Origin of the sequence: Serratia sp. OLAL2 (genome assembly GCF_002752475.1) — a bacterium.
Classification (GTDB): domain Bacteria; phylum Pseudomonadota; class Gammaproteobacteria; order Enterobacterales; family Enterobacteriaceae; genus Serratia; species Serratia bockelmannii.
This window is the reverse complement of record NZ_MSTL01000016.1, coordinates 157,016-182,231: the sequence shown is the minus strand read 5'-3', so window position 1 is coordinate 182,231 and position 25,216 is coordinate 157,016. Positions and strand designations below refer to the sequence as shown.

At 60.7% G+C, this 25,216-nt stretch carries 21 protein-coding genes; 13 read left to right on the top strand and 8 right to left on the bottom strand.

Annotated features, from left to right (window positions below):
- Positions 1-141: 141 nt before the first annotated feature.
- The 8 genes from pvcA to kefC all read left to right on the top strand — a co-directional run bounded on the left by pvcA (position 142) and on the right by kefC (position 11,870).
- On the top strand, positions 142-1,107 hold the full coding sequence (gene pvcA, locus BVU99_RS09685; RefSeq protein ID WP_025301528.1) for an L-tyrosine isonitrile synthase: 966 nt from the start codon (positions 142-144) through the stop codon (positions 1,105-1,107).
- Between the two features lie 95 nt (positions 1,108-1,202).
- A complete protein-coding gene (locus BVU99_RS09680) occupies positions 1,203-2,066 on the top strand; it encodes a TauD/TfdA family dioxygenase (protein WP_049207249.1) in 864 nt (287 codons plus the stop codon).
- 24 nt (positions 2,067-2,090) lie between these two features.
- Positions 2,091-3,350 (top strand): nucleotide disphospho-sugar-binding domain-containing protein, encoded by a 1,260-nt coding sequence (locus BVU99_RS09675; RefSeq protein WP_099816589.1) that lies wholly within the window; start codon positions 2,091-2,093, stop codon positions 3,348-3,350.
- Between the two features lie 263 nt (positions 3,351-3,613).
- Positions 3,614-4,435 (top strand): 4-hydroxy-tetrahydrodipicolinate reductase, encoded by an 822-nt coding sequence (gene dapB / locus BVU99_RS09670; protein ID WP_099816588.1) that lies wholly within the window; start codon positions 3,614-3,616, stop codon positions 4,433-4,435.
- Between the two features lie 470 nt (positions 4,436-4,905).
- Positions 4,906-6,054 carry a glutamine-hydrolyzing carbamoyl-phosphate synthase small subunit gene (carA, locus tag BVU99_RS09665; RefSeq protein WP_071826157.1) on the top strand — a complete coding sequence of 383 codons (1,149 nt, stop codon included), beginning with the start codon at positions 4,906-4,908 and terminating at the stop codon, positions 6,052-6,054.
- 16 nt (positions 6,055-6,070) lie between these two features.
- Positions 6,071-9,295 (top strand): carbamoyl-phosphate synthase large subunit, encoded by a 3,225-nt coding sequence (gene carB, locus BVU99_RS09660; protein WP_025301533.1) that lies wholly within the window; start codon positions 6,071-6,073, stop codon positions 9,293-9,295.
- A gap of 171 nt (positions 9,296-9,466) precedes the next feature.
- A complete protein-coding gene (gene kefF, locus BVU99_RS09655) occupies positions 9,467-10,024 on the top strand; it encodes a glutathione-regulated potassium-efflux system oxidoreductase KefF (RefSeq protein WP_025301534.1) in 558 nt (185 codons plus the stop codon).
- Positions 10,017-11,870 (top strand): glutathione-regulated potassium-efflux system protein KefC, encoded by a 1,854-nt coding sequence (gene kefC / locus BVU99_RS09650; protein WP_025301535.1) that lies wholly within the window; start codon positions 10,017-10,019, stop codon positions 11,868-11,870. The genes kefF and kefC overlap by 8 nt, the downstream gene beginning before the upstream one ends.
- Before the next feature lie 36 nt (positions 11,871-11,906).
- Here the strand turns inward: kefC and BVU99_RS09645 are convergent, their stop codons facing one another.
- Positions 11,907-12,521, bottom strand: coding sequence for a LysE family translocator (locus BVU99_RS09645; protein WP_025301536.1), 615 nt, complete (start codon positions 12,519-12,521; stop codon positions 11,907-11,909).
- Positions 12,522-12,648: 127 nt separating this feature from the next.
- Between BVU99_RS09645 and BVU99_RS09640 the strand changes: the two genes are divergently transcribed.
- The 4 genes from BVU99_RS09640 (at position 12,649) to BVU99_RS09625 (ending at position 16,606) form a co-directional block, all read left to right on the top strand.
- Entirely contained in the window at positions 12,649-13,449 is an 801-nt protein-coding gene (locus tag BVU99_RS09640; protein WP_025301537.1) for a threonine/serine exporter ThrE family protein, read from the top strand.
- Entirely contained in the window at positions 13,446-13,910 is a 465-nt protein-coding gene (locus BVU99_RS09635) for a threonine/serine exporter (protein ID WP_015376621.1), read from the top strand. The genes BVU99_RS09640 and BVU99_RS09635 overlap by 4 nt, the downstream gene beginning before the upstream one ends.
- Positions 13,911-14,053: 143 nt before the next feature.
- Positions 14,054-14,536: a type 3 dihydrofolate reductase gene (gene folA / locus BVU99_RS09630; protein ID WP_025301539.1), complete on the top strand. Its 483-nt coding sequence runs from the start codon at positions 14,054-14,056 to the stop codon at positions 14,534-14,536.
- A gap of 180 nt (positions 14,537-14,716) precedes the next feature.
- Complete coding sequence (locus tag BVU99_RS09625) at positions 14,717-16,606, top strand: PhoX family phosphatase (protein WP_043135988.1); 1,890 nt, start codon at positions 14,717-14,719, stop codon at positions 16,604-16,606.
- A gap of 50 nt (positions 16,607-16,656) precedes the next feature.
- Here BVU99_RS09625 and apaH read toward each other — a convergent pair whose 3' ends face one another.
- From apaH to lptD, 6 genes are all read right to left on the bottom strand, one after another.
- Entirely contained in the window at positions 16,657-17,508 is an 852-nt protein-coding gene (apaH, locus tag BVU99_RS09620; protein WP_043135986.1) for a bis(5'-nucleosyl)-tetraphosphatase (symmetrical) ApaH, read from the bottom strand.
- Positions 17,509-17,510: 2 nt separating this feature from the next.
- The gene (apaG, locus tag BVU99_RS09615; protein ID WP_016929119.1) at positions 17,511-17,888 is read right to left on the bottom strand and encodes a Co2+/Mg2+ efflux protein ApaG; all 378 of its coding nucleotides are present in this window, start codon (positions 17,886-17,888) and stop codon (positions 17,511-17,513) included.
- Positions 17,889-17,900: 12 nt separating this feature from the next.
- Positions 17,901-18,719, bottom strand: a complete 819-nt coding sequence (rsmA, locus tag BVU99_RS09610; RefSeq protein WP_025301542.1) for a 16S rRNA (adenine(1518)-N(6)/adenine(1519)-N(6))-dimethyltransferase RsmA — start codon at positions 18,717-18,719, stop codon at positions 17,901-17,903.
- Positions 18,712-19,704: a 4-hydroxythreonine-4-phosphate dehydrogenase PdxA gene (pdxA, locus tag BVU99_RS09605; protein ID WP_060448277.1), complete on the bottom strand. Its 993-nt coding sequence runs from the start codon at positions 19,702-19,704 to the stop codon at positions 18,712-18,714. The genes rsmA and pdxA overlap by 8 nt, the downstream gene beginning before the upstream one ends.
- Positions 19,691-20,992 (bottom strand): peptidylprolyl isomerase SurA, encoded by a 1,302-nt coding sequence (gene surA, locus BVU99_RS09600; protein ID WP_025301544.1) that lies wholly within the window; start codon positions 20,990-20,992, stop codon positions 19,691-19,693. The genes pdxA and surA overlap by 14 nt, the downstream gene beginning before the upstream one ends.
- Positions 20,993-21,057: 65 nt before the next feature.
- Positions 21,058-23,418, bottom strand: coding sequence for an LPS assembly protein LptD (gene lptD / locus BVU99_RS09595; protein ID WP_043135981.1), 2,361 nt, complete (start codon positions 23,416-23,418; stop codon positions 21,058-21,060).
- Between the two features lie 228 nt (positions 23,419-23,646).
- On the opposite strand from lptD, the gene djlA reads away from it, so the two are divergent.
- Positions 23,647-24,468 (top strand): co-chaperone DjlA, encoded by an 822-nt coding sequence (djlA, locus tag BVU99_RS09590; protein ID WP_025301546.1) that lies wholly within the window; start codon positions 23,647-23,649, stop codon positions 24,466-24,468.
- Between the two features lie 45 nt (positions 24,469-24,513).
- Here the strand turns inward: djlA and rluA are convergent, their stop codons facing one another.
- Positions 24,514-25,164: a bifunctional tRNA pseudouridine(32) synthase/23S rRNA pseudouridine(746) synthase RluA gene (gene rluA, locus BVU99_RS09585; protein ID WP_043135978.1), complete on the bottom strand. Its 651-nt coding sequence runs from the start codon at positions 25,162-25,164 to the stop codon at positions 24,514-24,516.
- Positions 25,165-25,216: the final 52 nt, after the last annotated feature.

Here is a 25,216-nt window from a genome sequence, read left to right as displayed (position 1 = left end):
TATAGCACCATCTCTTCTATATTGCCTGAAGCATATAAACGCCGGGCTGATTATTATTTTGCAGAGATTTTTTCTCTTTTTGATAAATCTTATTGCGCTTATCAATAATACACCCGCGCCACATCGCAACAGGAGCTCATTGTGGACAGCGCTCAGAAAGAAGAAATATCGTTAAAGATCCTACGTGAATTATTGCAATACCGCCGCCGTTTCCCCGGCGACGACACCTCGATCGCCGAAGAAGAACGGCGGGTCACTCAGGTGCAATTGCCGCGTATTCGGGCATTCATCGAAAACGAGCAACGTATCGAATTCGTGCTGCCGGCCTTCCCGACCAAGTCGCCCAACACCAACAAGGTGATCGGTGCGGTGCCGGACATGGCGGAGCGGCTGTCGCTGATCTTCCTCAACTCGCTGTGCCAGCGCATTCAGCTCTATTACCCGCCGGGGGCGCATATCGTTATCTGCTCCGACGGTCACGTGTTCGGCGATCTGATCCGCGTCAGCGACGACGCGATCAACCACTATCAGCGCGAGATTGAAAGCCTGCTGCATGAAGTGGGCGCGACATACCTGAGCGTGTTCAACCTCGGCGATGTCAAAGGCCTGGCGGAGCATACCGATGATTATGATCTGCTGCGCCGATTGTTGGTGGAGGGCTATGCCGAATCGGAAGAGGCGATCAAACAGCAACTGATGCAGGACGAACAGGGCCTCTTGCTGTACCGCGCCATCACGCGCTTCCTGTATGAAGACAGCCAACTGCCGGGCTACAGCGGTTCCAACGCCGCGCTGCAGAAAGACGCCAAACAGCGCGCTTGCGGCGTGATCCAGCGCAGCTGGGCCTGGGGCAATCTGCTGGCGCAGCACTTCCCGGCGGCGATCCGTCTGTCGATTCACCCGCAGCCGGTCGACAGTCTGAAAATGGGTATCCACATGATGCCGACCAAAGACGACTGGCTGACGCCGTGGCACGGCGTGGCAGCCAACGTGAACGGCCAGTTCGTGCTGATGAAACGTAAAGACGCGCAGAGCCTGGACGGCGAGCTGGTAGAGATCCGCGGCACGCCGAGCCATTACCTGATCGAACAACCGCAGATGGCCTGAGGCCGCTGCATGCTTTTGCGCCCGAAATCCTGACGGGCGCGTTTTTGACGGCACGTTGCCGTGTGAGCAGCACATTCGATGCAAGGAGAATACTGATGAACAACCAACCGCTTAATTGCCATATCCAACCGAATACCCCGTTCGGCGCGATCCTGACGCCGCAGCATCCGGGGCAAAAGATCGGCGAGCTACCGGTGGCGGCGCTGCGAGCGCTGGCGCAGGAGCACCACTTGCTGGTGCTGCGCGGATTCGACTCCGGTTTCAGCGATGGGGAGGTTCTGACGCGCTACGCCGAGCAGTGGGGCGAGATCATGATGTGGCCGTTCGGCGCGGTGCTGGACGTGAAGGAACATCCTGACGCCAAGGATCATATTTTCGACAGCAGCTACGTCCCGCTGCATTGGGATGGCATGTATAAGCCGACCATCCCCGAGTTCCAGCTGTTCCACTGCGTGGCGGCGCCGTCGCAGGACGAAGGCGGGTGCACTACCTTCGTCGATACCACGCGGCTGCTGGCCAATGCGGACGAAGCGTTGCTGGATCAGTGGCTGTCGGTGTCGATCACCTACCGCATCAAGCAGGTGGTGCATTACGGCGGAGAAGTCTGTTCGCCGTTGGTGGTGCAGCACCCGAACGGCAGGGGCTTGATCATGCGCTACAATGAACCGCCGACGGAGGGGAAAAAATTCCTCAACCAGCATGCGCTGGAATATCACGGCGTGCCGGAACAACAGCAGGAACAGTTCCATCACACTCTGCAGCAGCACCTGTACGATCCGCGGCACTATTATGCCCATCAGTGGCAACAGGGCGACGTGGTGGTGGCGGACAATTTCTCGCTGCTGCACGGCCGTGAGGGCTTTACTGCCCGTTCCGCGCGTCATTTGCAGCGCGTGCATATTCAGAGCAACCCGGTGTGCGCCAATCTGGCGCTTAAGCCGGCCAACGCAGAAGCGTAAAGGAGCATTATGGCAAGGATACTGATGGCGGCGGTCGCCACTCCGGGGCACGTCTACCCGATGTTGGCCATCGCTCGCCACCTGGTTGCCCAAGGGCATCAGGTGCGGGTGATGACCGGCGCGCTGTTCCGCGAACGCGCCGAAGCGGCTGGGGCGAGCTTCGTGCCGTTCGACGCGCAGGTGGATTTCGACTATCGCCACCTGGAGGCGCATTTCCCCGAGCGCGCCGCGCTGCCGCCGGGCAATGCGCAGATGGCGCTGGCGCTGAAAGATTTCTTCGCCGCGCCGATCCCACTGTTGGATCGTCAGCTGCGTGCGGCCATCGCCGCCGAAAAGACCGATCTGCTGATGGTGGAGAACTGCTTCTACGGCGTGCTGCCGCTGCTGCAGTCCGCCGAACGGCCGCCGGTCTTCGGGATCGGCGTCACGCCGCTGTCGTATTCTTCGCGCGACGCCATTTTCTATGGCCCGCGCATCCCGCCGGCGCTGCTGCCGCGGGCGCTGACCCGCGAGCAATTGGTGGATGAAGCGACGCGGGTGTTGCTTGATGAGGTGCAGCAAAGCTTTGATGCCGCGCTGGTGCAAGCGGGCGGGCGGCCGCTGAATCGCCCGTTTACCGATGCGCTGATCGGCGGCTGCGAGCGTTTCCTGCAGTTGGCCACCACGGCGCTGGAATATGAGCGCGACGACCTGCCGAGCGGTGTGCGCTTCGTCGGGCCGCTGCGCAGCGGTGGTCAACCGGCCGCGGAAGAGGCGCTGTGGGAGGAGGACGATCGTCGGCCGCTGGTGATCGTGTCTCAGGGCACGCTGGCCAATGTCGATCTGCATCAGCTGATCGTGCCGACGCTGCAGGCGCTGGCGCATCTGCCGGTGCGGGTGTTGGCCACCACCGGCGGGCGAGCGACCGAAGGGCTGATGGACGCGTTGCCGGACAACGCCCGAGTGCGGGCGTTCATCTCCTTCGAACACTGGTTACCGCAGGCGGCGCTGCTGATCACCAACGGCGGTTACGGCTCGATCAACTATGCGCTGGACAGCGGCGTGCCGCTGATTGTCGCCGGCACCGGCGAGGACAAGCTGGAGGCGGCCGCGCGCGTGGTGGCCGCCGGCTGCGGCATCAGTCTGCACACCAGCACGCCGAGCGCAGAACAGATCCTGGCGGCGGCGTCGCGTATTCTGCAGCAGCCGATCTATCGGCAACGCGCAGCGCTGGTGCGTGAGGACTATGCCCGCCACGATGCGCTCACGGCGATCGCCAACGAAGTGGCCGCCATTACCGCCTGACCTCGCAGTGTTCCTTTCCCCAGGCGCCGTTTTCGGCGCCTTTTTTCTGCATTTTCTTGCCATGGAAACTGCATGATTATGTACAATCGTCGCAGGCCGCCAAATCGGTTGAATGTTAATCTCACGACAGCGCCGCTGATGAAAGCGGGGGAATATCATAATTTTCTAATTATGAAATGAATCCTCTGGCGACGCTGAAGTGGGACGGTTACCCTGAATCGATAGCCTAATGGGATAGGCGTCAAAACAAGAAGAGAGCAAGCATGAGTGATTCACAAATCCGCATTGCGATTGCGGGCGCCGGCGGCCGGATGGGCCGTCAGTTGATCCAGGCGGTGCAGCAGGCGGAAGGCGTGGTGTTGGGAGCGGCGCTGTCGCGCCCGGGTTCAAGCCTGATCGGCGTCGACGCCGGCGAGCTGGCGGGCATCGGCGTGCTGGGCGTCAAGGTGAGCGACAGTCTGGATAACGTGGCGAGCGAGTTCGACATTCTGATCGACTTCACCCGCCCTGAAAGCACCCTGGGCTACCTGGAATTTTGCGTGGCGCACCATAAGGCGATGGTGATTGGTACCACCGGCTTTGATGACGCCGGCAAGCAGGCGATCCGCGATGCGGCGCAGCATATCGGCATCGTGTTCGCCGCCAACTTCAGCGTCGGCGTCAACCTGGTGCTGAAACTGCTTGAGAAGGCCGCGCAGGTGATGGGCGACTATACCGATATCGAAATCGTTGAGGCGCACCATCGCCACAAAGTGGATGCGCCGTCGGGCACGGCGTTGGCCATGGGCGAAGCGATCGCCGGCGCGCTGGGGCGCGATCTGAAAAGCTGTGCGGTCTATGCGCGCGAAGGCCATACCGGCGAACGCGATCCGAAAAGCATCGGCTTTGCCACCATTCGCGCCGGCGACATCGTCGGCGAGCACACCGCGATGTTCGCCGACATCGGTGAACGGGTGGAAATCACCCATAAGGCCTCAAGCCGTATGACTTTTGCCAGCGGCGCGGTGCGCGCGGCTTCCTGGTTGCATAACCGGGATAAAGGCCTGTTTGATATGCGCGATGTGCTAAGTTTGGACCAGATATAACTAAATTGAATACCATCGTGATGTGGTTGTGTTGATCATAATGCTATGATAATAGGGCAATAATTTTATTGTCCTTTTTTTTAACATGATAAATATTATGTTTTGTTTACTTTGTCATTGAAGTGGTTGTTTTTGTGTGTTTATCCTGCTGATTACCTCCGTTTTTTCCGCTTACAGCTTTTTTAGCGTCTTTTTCGTCCCATTCTGGCCGCGTTTTCCGTCATTCTTCCCCGCAACCGTTTCCTAGCCCCGGTTTTCTGTGTTTTTATCGCCGCTCACGGCACATGAGCGCCGAGAACTGCAAAAATAAAACAAAAATTGGCAGTTTGGGTAGACAAGCCAGGCACTCATCATTAAAATGCGCCCAATTTGCCAAAAATTGGCCTCGCGGACGGTTTTTGCATTGATTTAGATCGCGATATCTGAATTAATATGCAAATATTGTGATTGATTATTCCTCGGAGGATGTTTTGATAAAGTCAGCGCTATTGGTTCTGGAAGACGGAACCCAATTCCACGGTCGGGCCATCGGGGCAGAGGGAACGGCAGTGGGGGAAGTGGTCTTCAATACGTCGATGACCGGTTATCAAGAAATCCTCACTGATCCTTCCTATTCCCGCCAGATCGTTACTCTTACTTATCCTCATATCGGCAATGTCGGCACCAATGCTTCCGACGAAGAATCCTCCGCAGTACACGCCCAAGGCCTCGTCATTCGTGACCTCCCGCTGATCGCCAGCAACTACCGCAGTGAAGAAAGCCTGTCCGACTACCTCAAGCGTCACAACATCGTGGCGATCGCCGATATCGATACCCGTAAATTGACCCGCCTGCTGCGCGAAAAAGGCGCCCAGAACGGCTGCATCGTTGCCGCCGATTCGCCGGACGCCGCGCTGGCCCTGGCCAAGGCGCAAGGCTTCCCGGGGTTGAAGGGCATGGATTTGGCGAAAGAGGTCACCACTCAAGAGGCCTACAGCTGGCAGCAAGGCAGCTGGACGCTTGAAGGCGATCTGCCGGAAGCCAAAACCGCCGCGGAACTGCCGTTCCACGTGGTGGCTTACGACTACGGCGCCAAGCGCAACATCTTGCGCATGCTGGTGGATCGCGGCTGCCGCCTGACCGTGGTGCCGGCGCAGACCCCAGCCGACGAAGTGCTGAAAATGAATCCGGACGGCATCTTCCTGTCCAACGGCCCGGGCGACCCGGAGCCGTGCGACTACGCCATCGCCGCCATCAAACAGTTCCTGGAAACCGACATTCCGGTGTTCGGCATCTGTCTGGGTCACCAGCTGCTGGCGCTGGCCAGCGGGGCGAAAACCATGAAGATGAAGCTCGGCCACCACGGCGGCAACCACCCGGTGAAGGATCTGGACAACAACACCGTGATGATCACCGCGCAGAACCACGGCTTTGCGGTAGATGAAAACAACCTGCCGGCGAATCTGCGCGTGACGCACAAATCGCTGTTCGACCACACGGTGCAGGGCATTCACCGCACCGACAAGGCGGCGTTCAGCTTCCAGGGGCACCCGGAAGCCAGCCCAGGCCCGCACGACGCCGCGCCGCTGTTCGATCACTTTATCGAACTGATTGAGACTTACCGTTCTAACGCCAAATAATCAGGAGCAGTAAAAAATGCCAAAACGTACAGACATAAAAAGCATCCTGATCCTCGGCGCGGGTCCGATCGTTATCGGCCAGGCGTGTGAGTTCGACTACTCGGGCGCCCAGGCGTGTAAAGCGCTGCGCGAAGAGGGCTACCGCGTCATTCTGGTCAACTCCAACCCGGCGACCATCATGACCGACCCGGAGATGGCCGACGCGACCTACATTGAGCCGATCCACTGGGAAGTGGTGCGCAAGATCATCGAAAAAGAGCGCCCGGATGCGGTGCTGCCGACCATGGGCGGCCAGACGGCGCTGAACTGCGCGCTGGAGCTGGAGCGTCAAGGCGTGCTGGCCGAGTTCGGCGTCACCATGATCGGCGCGACCGCCGATGCCATCGACAAGGCCGAAGACCGCCGCCGTTTCGACGTGGCGATGAAGAAAATCGGTTTGGATACCGCGCGTTCCGGCATCGCGCACACCATGGAAGAAGCGCTGGCGGTAGCCGCTGACGTCGGCTTCCCGTGCATTATCCGTCCTTCCTTTACCATGGGCGGCACCGGCGGCGGCATCGCCTACAACCGCGAAGAGTTCGAAGAGATCTGCGAACGCGGTCTGGACCTGTCGCCGACCAACGAGCTGCTGATCGACGAATCGCTGATCGGTTGGAAAGAGTATGAGATGGAAGTGGTGCGTGATAAGAACGACAACTGCATCATCGTTTGCTCCATCGAAAACTTCGACGCCATGGGCATCCACACCGGCGACTCGATCACCGTTGCGCCGGCCCAGACCCTGACCGACAAGGAATACCAAATCATGCGCAACGCCTCGATGGCGGTGCTGCGTGAGATCGGCGTTGAAACCGGCGGCTCCAACGTGCAGTTCTCGGTTAACCCGAAAACCGGCCGCCTGATCGTCATCGAGATGAACCCGCGCGTGTCGCGCTCTTCGGCGCTGGCGTCGAAAGCCACCGGTTTCCCGATCGCCAAGATCGCCGCCAAACTGGCGGTGGGCTATACCCTCGATGAGCTGATGAACGACATCACCGGCGGCCGCACTCCGGCGTCGTTCGAGCCGTCCATCGACTACGTCGTGACCAAGATCCCGCGCTTCAACTTCGAGAAGTTCGCCGGCGCCAACGATCGTCTGACTACCCAGATGAAGTCGGTCGGCGAAGTGATGGCCATCGGCCGCACCCAGCAGGAGTCGCTGCAGAAAGCGCTGCGCGGTCTGGAAGTGGGCGCCACCGGCTTCGATCCGAAAGTGAGCCTGGACGATCCGGAAGCGCTGACCAAAATCCGCCGCGAGCTGAAAGACGCCGGTTCCGACCGCATCTGGTACATCGCCGACGCCTTCCGCGCCGGTCTGTCGGTCGACGGCGTCTTCAACCTGACCAACGTCGATCGCTGGTTCCTGGTGCAGATTGAAGAGCTGGTGCGCCTGGAAGAGCAGGTAGCCGAAGCGGGCATCAACGGCCTGGACAAAGACTTCCTGCGCACGTTGAAGCGCAAGGGCTTCGCCGATGCGCGTCTGGCCAAGCTAGCCGGTGTCGCCGAGAGCGAAATTCGCAAGCTGCGTCACAGCCACGGTCTGCATCCGGTGTACAAGCGCGTGGATACCTGCGCGGCGGAATTCGCCACCGACACCGCCTACATGTACTCCACCTATGAAGAAGAGTGCGAGTCCAACCCGACCAACGACCGGCCGAAAGTGATGGTGTTAGGCGGCGGGCCGAACCGTATCGGCCAAGGCATCGAGTTTGACTACTGCTGCGTGCACGCCTCTCTGGCGCTGCGCGAAGACGGTTACGAGACCATCATGGTCAACTGTAACCCGGAAACCGTCTCCACCGACTACGACACCTCGGACCGCCTGTACTTTGAGCCGGTGACCCTGGAAGACGTGCTGGAAATCGTGCGCATCGAGAAACCGAAAGGCGTTATCGTACAGTACGGCGGCCAGACCCCGCTGAAGCTGGCGCGTGAGCTGGAAGCCGCAGGCGTGCCGATCATCGGCACCAGCCCGGACGCCATCGACCGTGCCGAAGACCGCGAACGCTTCCAGCAGGCGGTCAACCGCCTGGGCCTGAAGCAGCCGGCCAACGCCACCGTTACCGCCATCGAGCAGGCGGTCGAGAAGGCGGCGGGCATCGGCTATCCGCTGGTAGTGCGTCCTTCCTACGTGCTGGGCGGCCGGGCGATGGAAATCGTCTATGACGAAACCGACCTGCGCCGTTATTTCCAGACCGCGGTCAGCGTGTCCAACGATGCGCCGGTGTTGCTGGACCGCTTCCTGGACGACGCGGTGGAAGTGGACGTCGATGCTATCTGCGACGGCGAGCGCGTGCTGATTGGCGGCATCATGGAGCACATCGAGCAGGCGGGCGTGCACTCCGGCGACTCCGCGTGCTCACTGCCGGCGTACACCCTGAGCCAGGAAATTCAGGACGTGATGCGTCGCCAGGTGGAAAAACTGGCGTTCGAGCTGCAGGTGCGCGGTCTGATGAACGTGCAGTTCGCGGTGAAAGACAACGAAGTCTACCTGATTGAAGTCAACCCGCGCGCCGCGCGTACCGTGCCGTTCGTGTCCAAAGCGACCGGCGTGCCGCTGGCCAAAGTGGCCGCGCGCGTGATGGCGGGCAAAACGCTGGTTGAGCAGGGCGTGACCGAAGAAATTATCCCGCCGTACTACTCGGTGAAAGAAGTGGTGCTGCCGTTCAACAAATTCCCGGGCGTCGACCCGATTCTGGGGCCGGAAATGCGCTCTACCGGGGAAGTGATGGGCGTAGGCCGCACCTTCGCGGAAGCCTTCTCCAAAGCGATGCTGGGCAGCAACTCGGGCATGAAGAAGCAGGGCCGCGCGCTGCTGTCGGTGCGCGAAGGCGATAAAGCCCGCGTGGTCGATTTGGCCGCCAGCCTGCTGAAGCAGGGCTTCGAGTTGGATGCCACCCACGGCACCGCGGTGGTGCTGGGCGAAGCGGGCATCAACCCGCGCCTGGTCAACAAGGTGCACGAAGGGCGTCCGCACATTCAAGACCGTATCAAGAACGGCGAGTACACCTACATCGTCAACACCACGGCAGGCCGCCAGGCGATTGAGGACTCCAAGCTGATTCGCCGCAGCGCCCTGCAGTACAAGGTGCACTACGACACCACGCTGAACGGCGGCTTTGCCACCGCGATGGCGCTGAAAGCGGATCCGACCGAGCAGGTGACTTCGGTGCAGGAAATGCACGCGCGTATCGGCAAGTAACCGCGCGAGAACGTTATGCCAGGGCGCTGCAGATGCAGCGCCTTTTTTTTATTCAGCGAATTTGTCGGCTGGCGTTAAAAATTTCCGCTATCAATCAGTGGGCAAACTGTCACTCTGTGCGATTGGTATATGCTTGGTGTATTGGCAAGAAACGAAGGAACGACGATAACAATGATTCTGATAATTTATGCTCACCCGTATCCCCGGCATTCGCATGCCAATCAGCGCCTGCTGCAGGCGGTGAGGGATCTCCCCGAGGTAGAGGTGCGCTCGCTGTATGAGCTGTACCCCGATTTCAATATCGATATCAACGCCGAGCAACAGGCGCTGGAGCGCGCCGACCTGGTGGTGCTGCAGCATCCGATGCAGTGGTACAGCTTCCCGCCGCTGTTGAAGCTGTGGATCGACAAAGTGCTGGAGCACGGCTGGGCCTACGGCCACGACGGCAATGCGCTGGTGGGTAAAGACTGCCTGTGGGCAGTGACCAGCGGCGGCGACGAGCACCACTTCGAGCTGGGCGACTTTCCTAACTTCGCTACGCTGGCGCAGCCGCTGCAGGCTACGGCGATCTATTGCGGCATGAACTGGCAACCTTATTTCGCCGTGCACAACACCTTTACCTGCAACGAGCCGGCGCTGCTCGCCGCCGGCGAAGCCTACCGCCAGCGGTTGGTTGACTACCTGATGGAACATGCCGAAGCGGAAACCCGGGAGGCCAGCCATGGATAACCATCACATGATGATCGAGGGACTGATCTACCTCGGCTCCGCGGCGCTGTTCGTGCCGATCGCGGTGCGCCTGGGGCTGGGCTCGGTGCTTGGCTACCTGATCGCCGGCTGTATTATCGGCCCCTGGGGGCTAAAGCTGGTGTCGGATGCCGAGTCGATCCTGACCTTCGCCGAGATCGGCGTGGTGCTGATGCTGTTTATCATCGGCCTGGAGCTGGATCCCAAGCGGCTGTGGACGCTGCGCGCCTCGGTGTTCGGCGGCGGCAGCATCCAAATGGTGGGCTGTGGCCTGGCGCTGAGCGCCTTCTGTTACTTCCTCGGCCTCAACTGGAAGGTGGCGCTGCTGATCGGTTTGACGCTGGCGCTTTCATCTACCGCCATCGCCATGCAGGCGATGAGCGAACGTAATTTGACGCCGTCGCCAATCGGCCGCAGTGCGTTTGCGGTGCTGCTGTTCCAGGATATCGCGGCGATCCCGCTGGTGGCGATGATCCCGCTGCTCGCCAGCAGCGGCGCCACCACCACGCTGGGCGCTTTCGTACTGTCGGCGGCCAAGGTGGTGGGCGCGTTGACGATGGTGGTGCTGCTCGGCCGCTACGTCACCCGCCCGCTGCTGCACTTTGTCGCCCGTTCGGGCATGCGCGAGGTGTTCAGCGCCGTGGCGCTGTTCCTGGTGTTCGGTTTTGGCATCCTGCTGGAGATGGCCGGACTGTCGATGGCGATGGGGGCGTTCCTCGCCGGGGTACTGCTGGCGAGCTCGGAATACCGTCACGCGCTGGAGAGCGATATTCAGCCGTTCAAGGGGTTGCTGCTGGGGCTGTTCTTTATCGGCGTTGGCATGTCGATTGACTTCGGCACCCTGTTCCATCACCCGCTGCTGATCGCCTCGCTGCTGCTGGGCTTTATGTTGATCAAGGCGGCGCTGCTGTGGCTGATTGGGCCGCTGCTCGGGGTGCCGAAGCGCCAGCGCGGCCTGTTCGCCATTCTGCTGGGCCAGGGCAGTGAGTTTGCCTTTGTGATTTTCAGCGCCGCGCAGCTGGCCGGCGTATTGCCGGTCGAATGGGCCAAGTCGCTGACGCTGGCGGTAGCGCTGTCGATGGCGGCCACGCCGCTGTTGTTGGTAATCGCCGCGCAGCTGGAAAAAAATGCGCCGAAAGAGGAGCGCCCGGCTGACGTCATCGACGACGAGAATGCCAGCGTGATCATTGCCGGCTTCGGCCGTTTCGGCCAGATCGCCGGCCGCTTGCTGTTGGCCAACGGCGTGCACACCGTGGTACTGGATCACGATCCGGACCATATTGAAACGCTGCGCAAATTCGACACCAAGGTGTTTTACGGCGACGCCACGCGGGCCGATCTGCTGGAGGCCGCCGGCGCCGCTCACGCCAAGGTGCTGATCAACGCCATCGACGATGTGGAAGACAGCCTGGCGTTAACCGAGCTGGCCAGGCAGCACTTCCCGCATCTGAAGGTGGTGGCGCGGGCGCGCGACGTCGATCATTGGTATCAGCTGCGGCAGCTAGGGGTGGAAAAACCGGAGCGCGAAACTTTCGAAAGCTCGCTGCGCATCGGCCGTGAAACGCTGGAACTGCTGGGGCTGGACGCCTATGAGGCGCGCGAGAAGGCGGACACGTTCCGCCGCTATAACCTGAAGATGTTGGAAGACACGCTGGAGAATTATCAGGATACTGAATTCCGTATCGCCAGCCTGCAGCGAGCCAAGGAGATGCTCAGTGCGGCCATCGAGCAGGATCAGAATCGGCTGTCGCGGGTGCAGCAGACCGGCTGGCGCGGCAGTATCGACGGCAAGGCGCCGGAAGATGAGGTGGTGGAAGCCAAAGGATAACAGCAGGGGCGCCGTAATGGCGCCCCGTTTTTTTGCTTAGCTCAACGCGACCTTGATCCCTAAGGCGATCAGCATGCCACCCAGCAATTTGTCGACGACCTTCTGCGTCTTTTCCAGCCCGCGGCGCACCGGCCCGCTTTGGATCAGGAACACCAGCAGCGGCCACCAGATGACCGACAGGCCGAGAATAATCCCCGCGTACCACAGCTTGTCGCCCAGGCCGGAATCGATCTGCAGCACCTGGGTAAATACCGCCAGGAAGAACAGGGTGGCTTTCGGGTTCAGCAGGTTGCACAGGTAGCCTTGCGCAAAGGCGCTCTTCAGGCTGACCTGCTGCTGCGGCAGATTGCTGACGTTCATTTTGCCGCCGCCGCGCGACAGCAGCGCCTGGATGCCGATCCACACCAGATAGACCGCCCCGGCGTATTTCAGCAGGTTAAACAGCCACGGCGTGGTGGTGATCACCACCGCCAGCCCGGCGACGCAGTAGGACATGTGGGTGGCGACACCGCATATCACGCCGAATGCGGTCATCATGGCGGCTAGCCGAGGATAGCGGGCGGCGTTTTTGATCACCAGGAAAAAATCCGGGCCGGGGGAGAGCATGCCGAGGGCGGCAATGCCGGCGACGAACAGCGAAGTTTCAAGCATGGGAGCGTCTCGCGCAAAAGACAGAGTTCTGGCGATAATAACGCCGCTTCCTCTGATGCGCATCAACCCAATGAGGTATTGTTAGGCTCTATGATAATAATTCATCTACCGCCAGCGACGGAGCACCATGCAGCAGACTACCGCCACAGAGAGGCCGGAGCCGCACCGGCAACAGCGTGAAATTACCCGCTTGTGCATTCAATGCGCGCTGCTGCTGTTGCAGCACGGCGCCGAGAGCACGGTGGTGGAACAGCTGTCGACCCGCCTGGGGTTGGCGCTGGGGATGGACAGCGTGGAAAGTTCAATCTCCGCCAATGCGGTGGTGTTGACCACCCTCAGCCACGGCGCCTGCCTGACCACCACCCGCAAGAATGTCGATCGCGGCATCAATATGCAGGTGGTGACCGAAGTGCAGCATATCGTGATCCTCGCCGAGCATCGCCTGGCGGATGCGCACGACGTGGCGCGTCGCTTTGAAAGGATCCGGCCGCTGCGCTACCCGCGCTGGCTGGTGGTGCTGATGGTGGGCCTGTCCTGTGGATGTTTCAGCATGCTCAACGGCGGCGGCGGCGACGCCTTTTTGGTGACCTTTATCGCCAGCGGCGCGGCGATGCTGGTGCGCCAGATCCTCACCGCCCGCCAGATGAATCCGCTGATCAATTTTTGCCTGACGGCGTTTGTCGCTACGTCGATATCTGGGCTGCTGCTGCGCCTACCGGCGTTTAAAGAGACCTCGAGCGTGGCGATGGCCGCCAGCGTGCTGTTGCTGGTGCCGGGCTTCCCGCTGATCAACGCAGTGGCCGATATGTTTAAGGGGCACGTCAACACCGGGCTGGCGCGCTGGGCGATGGCCAGCCTGCTGACGCTGGCGACCTGCATCGGGGTGGTGATGGCGATGTCGCTGTGGGATCTGCGGGGGTGGTCATGAATCTGCTGTGGGCATTGTTGCAGGAGATGCTGTTGGCGGCGGTACCGGCGCTGGGCTTCGCTATGGTGTTCAACGTACCGCTGCGTGCGCTGCGCTATTGCGCGTTGCTCGGGGCAATCGGGCGCGGCTCGCGCATGTTGATGATGCACGCTGGCATGAATATCGAGTGGGCGTCGCTGCTGGCGGCGATCCTGATCGGTATCATCGGCATCTACTGGTCGCGCTGGCTGTTGGCGCATCCGAAGGTATTCACCGTGGCGGCGGTGATCCCGATGTTCCCCGGCATTTCCGCCTATACCGCGATGATAACTGTGGTAGAGATCTCGCATCTTGGCTACAGCGAAGCCTTGATGGAGACCATGATCACCAACTTCCTCAAGGCCAGTTTCATCGTCGGCGCGTTGTCGATCGGCCTGTCGTTACCGGGCCTGTGGCTGTATCGCAAACGCCCCGGCGTGTGAAATTTCCCGGTGGGCGATCGTTGGTTATTAGATATGCTGATAAGAGCTATCTTATATATTCATCTTGCTTGATTAGCCTATCGACGGCACTCAGGCCTTTACGTATAGTGTCACCAATTTTGCTGCCTACACAGGGTTAAACAATGATTATCAGCCTGATCGCTGCCTTGGCGGCGGATCGCGTTATTGGCATGGAAAACGCCATGCCGTGGCACCTGCCGGCGGACCTGGCGTGGTTTAAACGCAACACGTTGAATAAGCCGGTTATTATGGGCCGCAAGACCTTCGAGTCCATCGGCCGCCCGCTGCCGGGCCGCCACAATATCGTTTTGAGCAGCCGCCCAGGCAATGCCGCCGGGGTGACCTGGGTGACCTCGCTGGATGAGGCGCTGGCCGCCGCGGGTGAGGTGGAAGAAGTGATGGTGATCGGCGGTGGGCGCATCTATACCCAGCTGCTGCCGCGCGCCGATCGCCTGTACCTGACGCACATCGACGCCGAAGTCGGCGGCGATACTCACTTCCCGGATTACGAGCCGGACGAGTGGGAAACCACGTTCAGCGAATTCCACGACGCCGACGAGCTGAACTCGCACAGCTACTGCTTCGAAATCCTGCAGCGCCGCTGATTTCAGCGCGTTAGCCAGCTATCCCCGGGGGCGCAAGCAATTGCGCCCCCGGTCTTTTTGCGCCGGTCATTCGTAACCTTTCCGTCACATTACCTGATTAGTATGAAGCCCAACTCCGAGCGCCACGGCAACTCTGGTGAATCTTGACCGCGGCGCCATAACTAAAAAGGTAACCACGTTATGACCAAGCAAATTGAGCAATTAGACGCCGACCGCCTGATCGATCCCACTCGCCGCAAGCTGCTGCTCGGCAGCGCCGGCGCCGTCGGCCTGGCCGGTTTTCTCGGCGGCGGCATCTGGTCGGTCTCCGCCGAGGCGTTAGCCGAGGATCTGCCGCCGAACACGCTGCTGGGTTTCCGGGGCATCGCCGCGTCTACCGCCGATGAAGTGACGATAGCGCCAGGCTACCGCGCCGAGGTGCTGATCTCCTGGGGCGAGCCGCTGGTGGACGGCGCGCCGGCCTTCGATCCGCAGGGCAACAACAGCGCCGCCGATCAGGAAAAACAGTTTGGCGACAACAACGATGGCATGAGCTTCTTCCCTATCGATGACAATCACGGCGTGATGGCCATCAATAACGAATACGTTAACGAGCAGTACCTGTTCGCCCACGGCGGCGCCAAGGCCACCAGCCTGGAAGAGGTGCGCAAATCGCAGGCGGCGCACGGCGTCTCCATTGTCGCGGTCAAGCGGGTCGGCGACGGCCAGCGCTGGGCGGTGGAGCGCCCGTCGCGCTATAACCGCCGCATCACCGCCAACAGCGAGATGCAATTCAGCGGCCCGGCCGCCGGACATCCGCTGTTGCAGACCGCCGCCGATCCGAGCGGCCGCAAGGTGCTGGGCACCTTCGGCAACTGCGCCAACGGCAAGACGCCGTGGGGCACCTACCTGACCTGCGAGGAAAACTTCGACACCTATTTCGGCACCCGTCAGGCCGATTATCGAACCACGCCGGAACAGAAGCGCTACACGCTGAAGGTCAACGAACCGGAGCGCAACTGGCCGGACTATGACGAGCGCTTCGATGTGGCGAAGAATCCCAACGAATTCAACCGCCACGGCTGGATCGTCGAGATCGATCCGTTGAATCCGACCTCGACGCCCATCAAGCACACCGCGCTCGGCCGCTTCAAACATGAAAACGCGGCGGTGACCGTGGCCAAAGACGGCCGTCTGGTGGTGTATATGGGCGACGACGAGCGCGGTGAACATATCTATAAGTACGTTTCCAAAGGCGTGGTCGACGCCGCCAATCCGGCCAACAATCGCACGCTGCTGGACGAGGGAACGCTGTACGTGGCGCAGTTCGACGGCGACGAAGCCGGCACGCCGCTGAAGGGCAAAGGGCGCTGGATTGCGCTCGAGTTCGGCAAGAACGGCCTGACGCCGGAGAACGGCTTCCGCGACGAGGCCGAAGTGCTGATCTTCGCCCGCAAGGCGGCGCAACAGGTCGGCGCCACCAAGATGGATCGCCCTGAGTGGATCGCGGTCAACCCGCATGACGGGCGCGCGTACTGCACGCTGACCAACAACAGCAAGCGCGGCGAGGAAGGGATGCCGTTGAACGCCGCCAACCCGCGACCGAACAATATCTACGGGCAAATCATTCGCTGGGACGAGGGCGGCGACGCCACCGCCGACGTCTTCGCCTGGGACATCTATGCGTTGTGCGGCAACCCGATCGCCCACCCCGAAGGCGTCAACCGCGGCACGCCGAATATCACGGCGGAAAATACCTTCAACAGCCCGGACGGGCTGGGCTTCGATCGCACCGGCCGCCTGTGGATCCTCACCGATGGCAAGTACAGCAACAAGGGCGATTACGTCGGGCAGGGCAACAACCAGATGCTGGTGGGCGATCCGGTCAGCGGCGAGATCCGCCGTTTCATGGTGGGGCCAAAGTCCTGCGAACTGACCGGCATCACCTTCACCCCGGACTACAAGACGATGTTCGTCAACGTACAGCATCCGGGAGAAGAGGGCGATTCGCACTTCCCGAACAACAGCCCGCGCCCGCGTTCATCGGTGTTGATGATCACGCGTGAAGATGGCGGAGTGATTGGAGCGTAAGGCGGCAATCAATACAGAACAAAGGCGGCCACCGGGCCGCCTTTATCGTTTCAGGATGCGGCTAATCTGCCGGCGTGGTCAGGCGCTTCGCCGCGATTGGCGGGTTGCGTGAAGTAACGGCGGTCTTCCCAGCGCAGCATCGTCAGATCGCCGCCCCAGCAGCAGCCGGTATCCAGCCCGATCACGCCCTCCGGCGTACCCTTGCCTTCCAGCGAGGCCCAGTGGCCGAAGATGATGGTGTATTCCGGATCCACCAGGCGCGGCAGCTCGAACCACGGTTTCAGCGGCGCCGGCGCGCTGCCCGGCGCATCTTTGCAGATCATGTCGAGCTGGCCGTTGGGGAAGCAGTAGCGCATGCGCGTCAGCGCATTGGTGCTGAAACGAAGGCGCGCCAGGCCGCTCAGCTCCGGCGCCCAGTTGTTCGGCATGTCGCCGTACATGGCGTCGAGGAACAGCGGATAGCTGTCGCTGCTCAATACCGCCTCCACTTCGCGAGCACACATTTTCGCGGTGTCGATGTCCCACTGCGGGGTGATGCCGGCGTGGGCCATCACCAGCTTTTGCTCATCATCCACCTGCAGCACCGGTTGGCGGCGCAGCCAATTGATCAGCTCGTCGGCGTCCGGCGCTTCCAGCAGCGGCGTGATGCGATCTTTGGGTTTGTTGCGGCTAATGCCGGCGTAAACCGCCAGCAGGTGCAGATCGTGGTTGCCCAGCACCATGCGCACCGCCGGGCCGAGCGAGCGCACATAGCGCAGCACGTCCAGCGAGGCGGGGCCGCGCGCCACCAGATCGCCGGTCAGCCACAGTTGATCGCGCTCGGGATCGAAAGCAGCCTGAGCCAGCAGCGACTTCAGTTCATCGAAACAGCCGTGAACGTCGCCGATAAGGTATGTCGACATAGTTAATGGATCAGCGTTGGAATGGCTAAGCGGAACACGGGAATAGCGGTGCGGAACGGCTGACCCTGATGGTCCACCATTTCGTAATGGCCTTCCATGGTGCCCAGCGGCGTTTCCAGAATGGCGCCGCTGGTGTACTGAAACTCGCCACCGGGCGGAATGACGGGCTGTTCGCCGATCACGCCTTCGCCCTGGACTTCGGTCTGACGGCCGTTGCTGTTGGTGATCAGCCAGTAACGGCCCAACAGTTGCACGTCGGTCCGCCCCAGATTGCGGATGGTGATGGTATAGGCGAAGACGTAACGCTCTTCTTCAGGGATCGACTGTGATTCCACATAGATGCTCTGAACCTGAATACACACGCGGGGCGAATCAATCATGACAACAACTCCTTATTGCTGCGGCGCCGGATTGGCTGACAGCCAGTTCGCCAGCTTGCAGTACTGCGCCACAGAAATATTTTCTGCTCTGAGCGAAGGATCGACGCCCAGCTCCGTCAGCTGCTCCGGCGTGAACAGGTCGCCCAGGCTATTGCGGATGGTTTTCCGCCGCTGGTTGAATGCCTGCGTGGTGATGCGGCTCAGCATGCGCACGTCGCCCACCGGGTTCGGCAGCTCGGTGTGCGGCACCAGACGCACCACGGCGGAATCGACCTTCGGCGGCGGCGCGAACGCGGTCGGCGGCACTTCCAGCACCGGAATGACGTTGCAGTAGTACTGCGCCATCACGGTCAAACGCCCGTAGGCCTTGCTGTTCGGACCGGCCACCAGACGGTTGACCACCTCTTTTTGCAACATAAAGTGCATGTCGCGGATTGCCTGAGTATAGCTGAAAAGGTGGAACATCAGCGGCGTCGAAATATTGTACGGCAGGTTACCAAATACGCGCAGCGGTTGGCCAGCTTCCTCGGCCAGTTCGGCGAAATTCACCGTCATGGCGTCCTGCTGGTGGATGGTCAGCTTGTCTTTCAGGCGCGGGTGGTTCTCCAGCCGGGTGGCCAGATCGCGGTCCAGTTCGATCACCGTCATGCGGTCCATGCGTGCGCCGACCGGCTCGGTCAACGCGCCGAGGCCGGGGCCGATCTCAACCACCGCTTCGCCCGGCTGTGGGTGAATGGCGGAGACAATGCTATCGATGACAAACTGATCGGTTAAAAAGTTTTGTCCAAAGCGTTTGCGGGCAAAGTGCCCTTGGTGGACTCTGTTATTCATTACAATTAATTATCATTTTAATGGCGAGATTCAGGGCCGTTTGGAAACTGCCGACATCGGCGGTGCCGGTGCCGGCCAGTTCCAGAGCGGTACCGTGGTCGACCGAGGTGCGTATGAAAGGCAAACCGAGGGTGATATTCACCGCGCGGCCGAACCCTTGGTATTTTAGCACCGGCAGCCCCTGATCGTGATACATCGCCAGCACCGCATCGGCATCTTGCAGATATTTGGGCTGGAACAGGGTGTCCGCCGGCAGCGGGCCGACAAGATGGATGCCGTCAGCGCGCAGCGCGTCGAGCGCCGGGATGATGGTATCTATCTCTTCGTGCCCCATATGGCCGCCTTCCCCGGCGTGGGGATTCAGACCGCAAACGTAAATGTGCGGCTGGGCGATGCCAAATTTGGTTTTCAGATCGTGGTCGAGGATGCGGATGACTTCGAACAGGCTCTGCTGCGTGATGGCGCCCGGCACCGCCAGCAGCGGCAGGTGGGTGGTCGCCAGCGCCACGCGCAGCTCTTCGGTCGCGAGCATCATCACCACGCGATCGCAGCGGCTGCGATCGGCAAAGAATTCGGTATGGCCGATAAACGGCACGCCGGCGTCGTTGATCACGCCCTTGTTCACCGGGCCGGTGATCAGCGCCGCGAACTCGCCGTTCAGGCAGCCGTCGCAGGCGCGCGCCAGGGTTTCCACCACGTAGGCGCTGTTGCCGACGTTCAACTCACCGGCGGTAACCGGGTGAGCGAGCGGGACCGGTAGCACGGTCAGCGTGCCGGCGCGTTGCGCTTCGGCCGGTTGCTGCGGCTGGTAGTCGCGCAGCGTCAGCGGCAGGCCCATACGCTTGGCGCGTTCAAGCAGCAGGGCCGGATCGGCGCACACCACCAGCTCAACAGGCCAATCCTGTTGCGCCAGCGCGGCTACCAAATCCGGCCCCACCCCGGCGGGTTCGCCGGGGGTAATGACGACGCGTTTATTGCTGTGCATCGCTGCCATCGAGGATCTTCACGTAAGCCTGGGCGCGCTGTTCCTGCATCCAGGTCTGCGCTTCTTCAGCGAACTTACGGTTGAACAGCATACGGTAAGCACGGTCTTTTTGCGCAGCGTCGGTCTTATCCACCTGACGGGTATCCAGCAGCTGGATCAGGTGCCAACCGAAGGAGGAGTGGACCGGCGCGCTGATTTCACCCTTGCTCAGCTTTAGCAACGCATCGCGGAAGGCCGGATCGTAGATGTCCGGGGAAGCCCAGCCCAGATCGCCGCCTTGCATCGCAGAACCCGGATCTTGCGACAGCTGTTTGGCTTCGTCGGCAAACTTGGCGCGGCCGCTCTTGATCGCTTCCGCCACGGATTGCAGTTTGGCGCGAGCCTGGTCGTCGGTCAGCACCACTGAAGGTTTCAGCAGGATGTGACGGGCGTGCACTTCGGTGACCGACACCGACTGGCTGGCGCCGCGAATGTCGTTCACTTTCAGGATGTGGAAGCCGACGCCGGAACGGATTGGGCCGACGACGTCGCCTTTCTTGGCGCTCACCAGACGTTCCGCGAACAGGGTCGGGATTTCTTGCAGTTTGCCCCAGCCCATGTTGCCACCTTTCAGCGCCTGAGAGTCGGCGGAGTAGGTGATCGCCAGCTTGCCGAAGTCGGCGCCGCTGTTGATCTCACCCACCAGACGTTTGGCCAGCTCTTCGGCTTTGTCGACCTGCTGCTGCGACGGGTTTTCCGGCAGCGGGATCAGGATGTGGCTGATGTTCATTTCGGTGTCGCTGCCGTTCTGTGCGCCCACCTGTTTGGCCAGTGCGTCCACTTCCTGTGGCAGGATGGTGACGCGGCGGCGCACTTCGTTGTTACGCACTTCGGAGATCAGCATCTCTTTGCGGATCTGCGCGCGGTAGGTGTTGTAGTTCAACCCTTCGTACGACAGGCGGCTGCGCAGCTGATCGACGCTCATCTTGTTTTGCGCGGCGATGTTGGCGATCGCCTTGTCCAGATCGGCATCGGACACGGTGATGCCCATTTTCTTGGCCATCTGCAGCTGGATGTTATCCATGATCAGGCGTTCGATGATCTGATGGCGCAGCGTCTTGTCGTCCGGCAGTTGCTGGCCGGCCTGCTGGGCGTTGAGCTTGACTGACTGCAACAGACCGTTGACGTCGCTTTCGAGTACCACGCCGTTATCCACGACGGCGGCGACTTTATCCACTTCTTGGGGTGCTGCGAACGCGGCATTGGCGCAAACCACCAATCCGAGAATAAGCGTTCTCCAGTTCTTCATACATTTCCCATTATGTAATCCGCAAATGCGGGTGAAAGTTCTCGTTTTCAAAGTGTTGCAAAGCGTCAGAATGCGCGCTGATACGGCAGAATGCCGGAGCGCAGCATTTCTGCGGAGCCGAGACTATGATCGCTGCTCAGGCCGCGCAGTTCGACGTTGAACGAAACTCTGTTGTCGTAAACGCTGGTATTGTTGCTGTTGTTCCAGTCGGTGATCTTGCGCTCATAGCCCAGCGTCACCGCCCAGCAGCAGGTGTTGTACTTCAGCCCCACCAACTGATCGGCGGATTGTTTGGCGCGGGTGTCGTAGTAGTACGCCCCGACCACCGCCCAACGATCGGCGATCGGCCAACTGCCGGTGATACCCACCTGCGAGATGCCGTCCTGGAAGGCCGGAACCGTTTTGGTGTTCAACGCCGTCTGGATATATTCCGGCGTGGCGTAACGGTAGTTCAACTGCACCACGCGCTCGGCGTCCTGGCGGTATTCCACCACGCCGTTGCCCAGCGAGACGCTGTTCAGGCGGGTGTCGTACTGCAGGCCGCCGCGCAGGCCCCAACGATCGTCGATTTTCCAATAGGTATCGCCGGCCCAGGCTACGCTGCCGGTATCGTCGTTGTTGTCGTAACCGGTCATCTGGTCACCGGTACGCGAACGGCTGAAGTAGTAGATTTGACCCACGGAAGCGTTAAAACGTTCAACCAGGGCGTCATCATAAATGCGGGTGGTCAAACCGGTAGAGACGCGGTTCTGCGAAGCGATGCGATCCAGGCCGCTGTAGGTGCGATCGCGGAACAGGCCGGAGTAGTCGGTCTGCAGCAGCGTGGTGTCGTAGGTGTAGATGTTGCTCTGGTCGCGGTACGGCACATACAGGTACTGCACGCGCGGCTCCAGCGTCTGGGTAGCGCCCTCGGCCCAGATCATCGGCCTCTCGAACACCAGCTTGCCGTCGACTTTGAACTGCGGCAGTACGCGGTTGACCGAATCATCGAGCTCCGGCGCGGCAGCGTTTTTGCGGCTCTGGTAGTTGGCCGCGAAACCGTCAGGAATATCCTGCTGGTAGTGGGTCGCCATCACCTTGGCTTCGGTGTTCAGGCTGGCCCAGCCGTTGGTGAGCGGCAGACTCAGCGTCGGCTCCATATGCAGACGGGTGGCGTCAGGGCTATATGGGTTGACGCTGGTGAACTTGGCCGCCTGGCCGTAAATATGGAAGTCGAACGGGCCGAGGTCGTTCTTGTAGTAGTTCAGGTCCAGCTGCGGCTGAACTTTATACGAGTCCGACTGTGAACGATCGGTGTCGTCGTAGATCTGGAACTGCTTGGAGCTCAGCGTGGCGTTCCAGTTTTCGTTGGCGTAGCCGAGGCTGAATTTCTGCGTGGCGTAGCCGTCGGTGGTGGAACCGTATTTGGAGTCCAGATCGGTGAAGTATTTGGAATCGCTGACCTTGGTGTAGTCGACGTTGAAGCGCCATACCTGATCCATGACGCCGTTATGGTTCCAGTAGAACAGCCAGCGTTTGTTGTCGTCATGATCTTTGCCGTATTCTTTGTCGTCCGGCAGCCAGTCGAACTCCATCAGGCCGAGGCCCGGCTGCACCAGATAACGGAACTCGGTCTGCCACTGCAGGCCGCGCTTGGACATATAGTGCGGTGTGATGGTGGCGTCGTAGTTCGGCGCGATGTTCCAATAGTACGGCAACATGAACTCGAAGCCATTGTTGCTGCCGTACTTGGCGTTCGGGATCAGGAAGCCGGAACGGCGCTTGTCGCCGACCGGCAATTGCAGGTACGGGCTGTAGAACACCGGCACGCCGCCGATGCGGAAGCGGGCGTTCCAGATTTCCGCCACCTGCTCTTCGCGATCGTGGATCACTTCGGAACCGACCACGCTCCAGCTGTCGTCGCCCGGCAGGCAGGAGGTAAAGGTGCCGTTTTCCAGGATGGTGTAACGGTTGGCGCCGCGCATTTTCATCTTGTCGGCGTCGCCGCGACCCTGACGTCCGACCATCTGGTAGTCGCCTTCATAGACGTCGGTATCTTTGGTATTCAGGTTCGACCAGGCCTTCGGGCCTTTCAGTTTGATCTGATTGTCGCTGTAGTGCACGTCGCCGGTAGCGGTGACGGTGCGCACCGGATCCGTCTGGCCGGGGTTTTCCGTCTGGTTCAGCTCAACTTCTTTGGCGGTCAGGGTGCTGTTACCCTGCTCGATATGCACGTTGCCGCTGAACAGGGCGCTTTTCGGGTAGTCGGCGCGCGAGTCATCGGCATTGATGGTCACCGGCTGGCTGTTCGGATCGCCGCTGACCAAAGGCTTGTCGTAAACGGGAACGCCAAGCATGCATTGCTCGGCCAGATCAGCCAGCGCATGCTGACTGTAGAGTGCCGTCCAAATCATCGTGGCCAGCAGTGTTGGGAAACTTTTTTTCATACGCGGTTTTGGTGTTCCGTCATCAGAGGCGTCGTGTCCGGCAAACGGTCAGAGACTATATTACTCATCTGCGTTGCGCTAGTGCTAAATCCAGCCGTTTACTTGCGTCGTCGTTAGGCGCAAAGATAAATGACAGGTATGATAATCCAAATTCTAGGAAAAATCGCCTGCGCCCTTTCCTGAAACGGAGGAGAGCGGGCGGCTTTCGGCATGATAATTGAGGAGTATATGCAGTATTGGGGAAAACTGCTCGGCGTCATCGTCGCCATCTGGTCTGGCGCGGGATTCTGGGGTGTAGTTCTGGGGCTGATTATCGGTCATATGATCGATACGGCGCGCAGCAACAAGCGCAGTCGGGGGTTTTTCACCGACCAGCAAACGCGGCAAACGCTGTTTTTCCGCACCACTTTTCAGGTGATGGGCCACCTGACCAAATCCAAAGGACGCGTCACCGAGGCGGATATTCAGATCGCCAGCCTGTTTATGGATCGCCTTCAGCTGCACGGCGAAGCGCGCACCGCGGCGCAGCAGGCGTTCCGCGAGGGCAAACAGAGCCAGTTCCCGCTGCGTGAGACGCTGCAGCAGTTCCGCAGTATCTGTTTCGGCCGCTTCGATCTGATTCGGATGTTTCTGGAAATTCAGATACAGGCGGCGTTCGCCGACGGCTCGCTGCACCCGAACGAACGTCAGGTGCTGTATGTCATCGCCGAAGAGCTGGGCATTTCGCGCGCGCAGTTCGATCAGTTCCTCAGCATGATGGAGGGCGGGCGTCAGTTCGGCGGCGGTCAGCAGGGCGGGTATTCGCAGGGCGGCTATCAGCAGGCTCAGCGCGGCCCGACGCTCGACGATGCGTGCAAGGTGCTTGGCGTGCGCAGCAGCGACGATGCCGCCACCATCAAACGCGCCTACCGCAAGCTGATGAGCGAACACCATCCGGATAAGCTGGTGGCGAAAGGCTTGCCGCCGGAGATGATGGAAATGGCCAAGCAGAAAGCGCAGGAGATCCAGGCGGCGTACGACCTGATCAAACGCGAGAAAGGTTTTAAATAAGCGATGAAAGCGGGCCCGGCATGCCGGGCCCGTTTAACATGGGGTTCAGAAATCCGGCTCGGCGCGAAAGTGCATCGGCGTCTGGAAGGCGGGGTGGGTGATGCGCAACTCCTGTGCGTGCAGCTGCAGCCGCGGCGCCATCGCTTTGGCTTCCGGCGGGGCATAGAAACCGTCGCCGAGGATCGGGTGTCCCAGCGCCAGCATGTGCACCCGCAGCTGGTGCGAGCGGCCGGTGATCGGCGTCAGCTTCACGCGGGTGCTGCCGTCGGCGTCGCGCGACAGCACCCGATATTCCGTCTGCGCCGCTTTGCCGGTATCAAAACACACTTTTTGCAGCGGCCGGTTCGGCCAGTCGCAGATCAGCGGCAAATCCACTAACCCTTCATCATGCGCCATATGTCCCCAAACGCGGGCGATATAGGATTTCTTCGGTTCGCGTTCGCGAAATTGACGCTTTAGCTCACGCTCGGCGGCCTTGTTGAGCGCCACCACGATCACCCCGCTCGTGGCCATATCCAGCCGGTGCACCGATTCGGCGGCCGGATGATCGGCCTGAATGCGGGTCATCAGGCTGTCTTTGTTTTCCGGGGCGCGGCCGGGTACCGACAGCAAGCCGCTGGGCTTGTTGACCACCATGATGTGTTCATCCTGATACAGGATGTGCAGCGGGTCCTGCGGGGGATTGTAGGGTTCCATCTTGGCTCCGCGAAAAGGGCCGAACGGGGAGACGGTGGCCTCCCCGCATCGC

Coding starts and splice junctions, on each gene's coding strand:
- kefC (WP_025301535.1), top strand. CDS start 10,017: ATGGATAACCATCACATGATGATCGAGGGACTGATCTACCTCGGCTCC.
- BVU99_RS09625 (WP_043135988.1), top strand. CDS start 14,717: ATGACCAAGCAAATTGAGCAATTAGACGCCGACCGCCTGATCGATCCC.
- BVU99_RS09635 (WP_015376621.1), top strand. CDS start 13,446: ATGAATCTGCTGTGGGCATTGTTGCAGGAGATGCTGTTGGCGGCGGTA.
- carB (WP_025301533.1), top strand. CDS start 6,071: ATGCCAAAACGTACAGACATAAAAAGCATCCTGATCCTCGGCGCGGGT.
- surA (WP_025301544.1), bottom strand. CDS start 20,992: ATGAAGAACTGGAGAACGCTTATTCTCGGATTGGTGGTTTGCGCCAAT.
- djlA (WP_025301546.1), top strand. CDS start 23,647: ATGCAGTATTGGGGAAAACTGCTCGGCGTCATCGTCGCCATCTGGTCT.
- pdxA (WP_060448277.1), bottom strand. CDS start 19,704: ATGCACAGCAATAAACGCGTCGTCATTACCCCCGGCGAACCCGCCGGG.
- apaG (WP_016929119.1), bottom strand. CDS start 17,888: ATGATTGATTCGCCCCGCGTGTGTATTCAGGTTCAGAGCATCTATGTG.
- BVU99_RS09640 (WP_025301537.1), top strand. CDS start 12,649: ATGCAGCAGACTACCGCCACAGAGAGGCCGGAGCCGCACCGGCAACAG.
- rluA (WP_043135978.1), bottom strand. CDS start 25,164: ATGGAACCCTACAATCCCCCGCAGGACCCGCTGCACATCCTGTATCAG.
- apaH (WP_043135986.1), bottom strand. CDS start 17,508: ATGTCGACATACCTTATCGGCGACGTTCACGGCTGTTTCGATGAACTG.
- BVU99_RS09675 (WP_099816589.1), top strand. CDS start 2,091: ATGGCGGCGGTCGCCACTCCGGGGCACGTCTACCCGATGTTGGCCATC.
- kefF (WP_025301534.1), top strand. CDS start 9,467: ATGATTCTGATAATTTATGCTCACCCGTATCCCCGGCATTCGCATGCC.
- dapB (WP_099816588.1), top strand. CDS start 3,614: ATGAGTGATTCACAAATCCGCATTGCGATTGCGGGCGCCGGCGGCCGG.
- lptD (WP_043135981.1), bottom strand. CDS start 23,418: ATGAAAAAAAGTTTCCCAACACTGCTGGCCACGATGATTTGGACGGCA.
- rsmA (WP_025301542.1), bottom strand. CDS start 18,719: ATGAATAACAGAGTCCACCAAGGGCACTTTGCCCGCAAACGCTTTGGA.
- BVU99_RS09645 (WP_025301536.1), bottom strand. CDS start 12,521: ATGCTTGAAACTTCGCTGTTCGTCGCCGGCATTGCCGCCCTCGGCATG.
- BVU99_RS09680 (WP_049207249.1), top strand. CDS start 1,203: ATGAACAACCAACCGCTTAATTGCCATATCCAACCGAATACCCCGTTC.
- folA (WP_025301539.1), top strand. CDS start 14,054: ATGATTATCAGCCTGATCGCTGCCTTGGCGGCGGATCGCGTTATTGGC.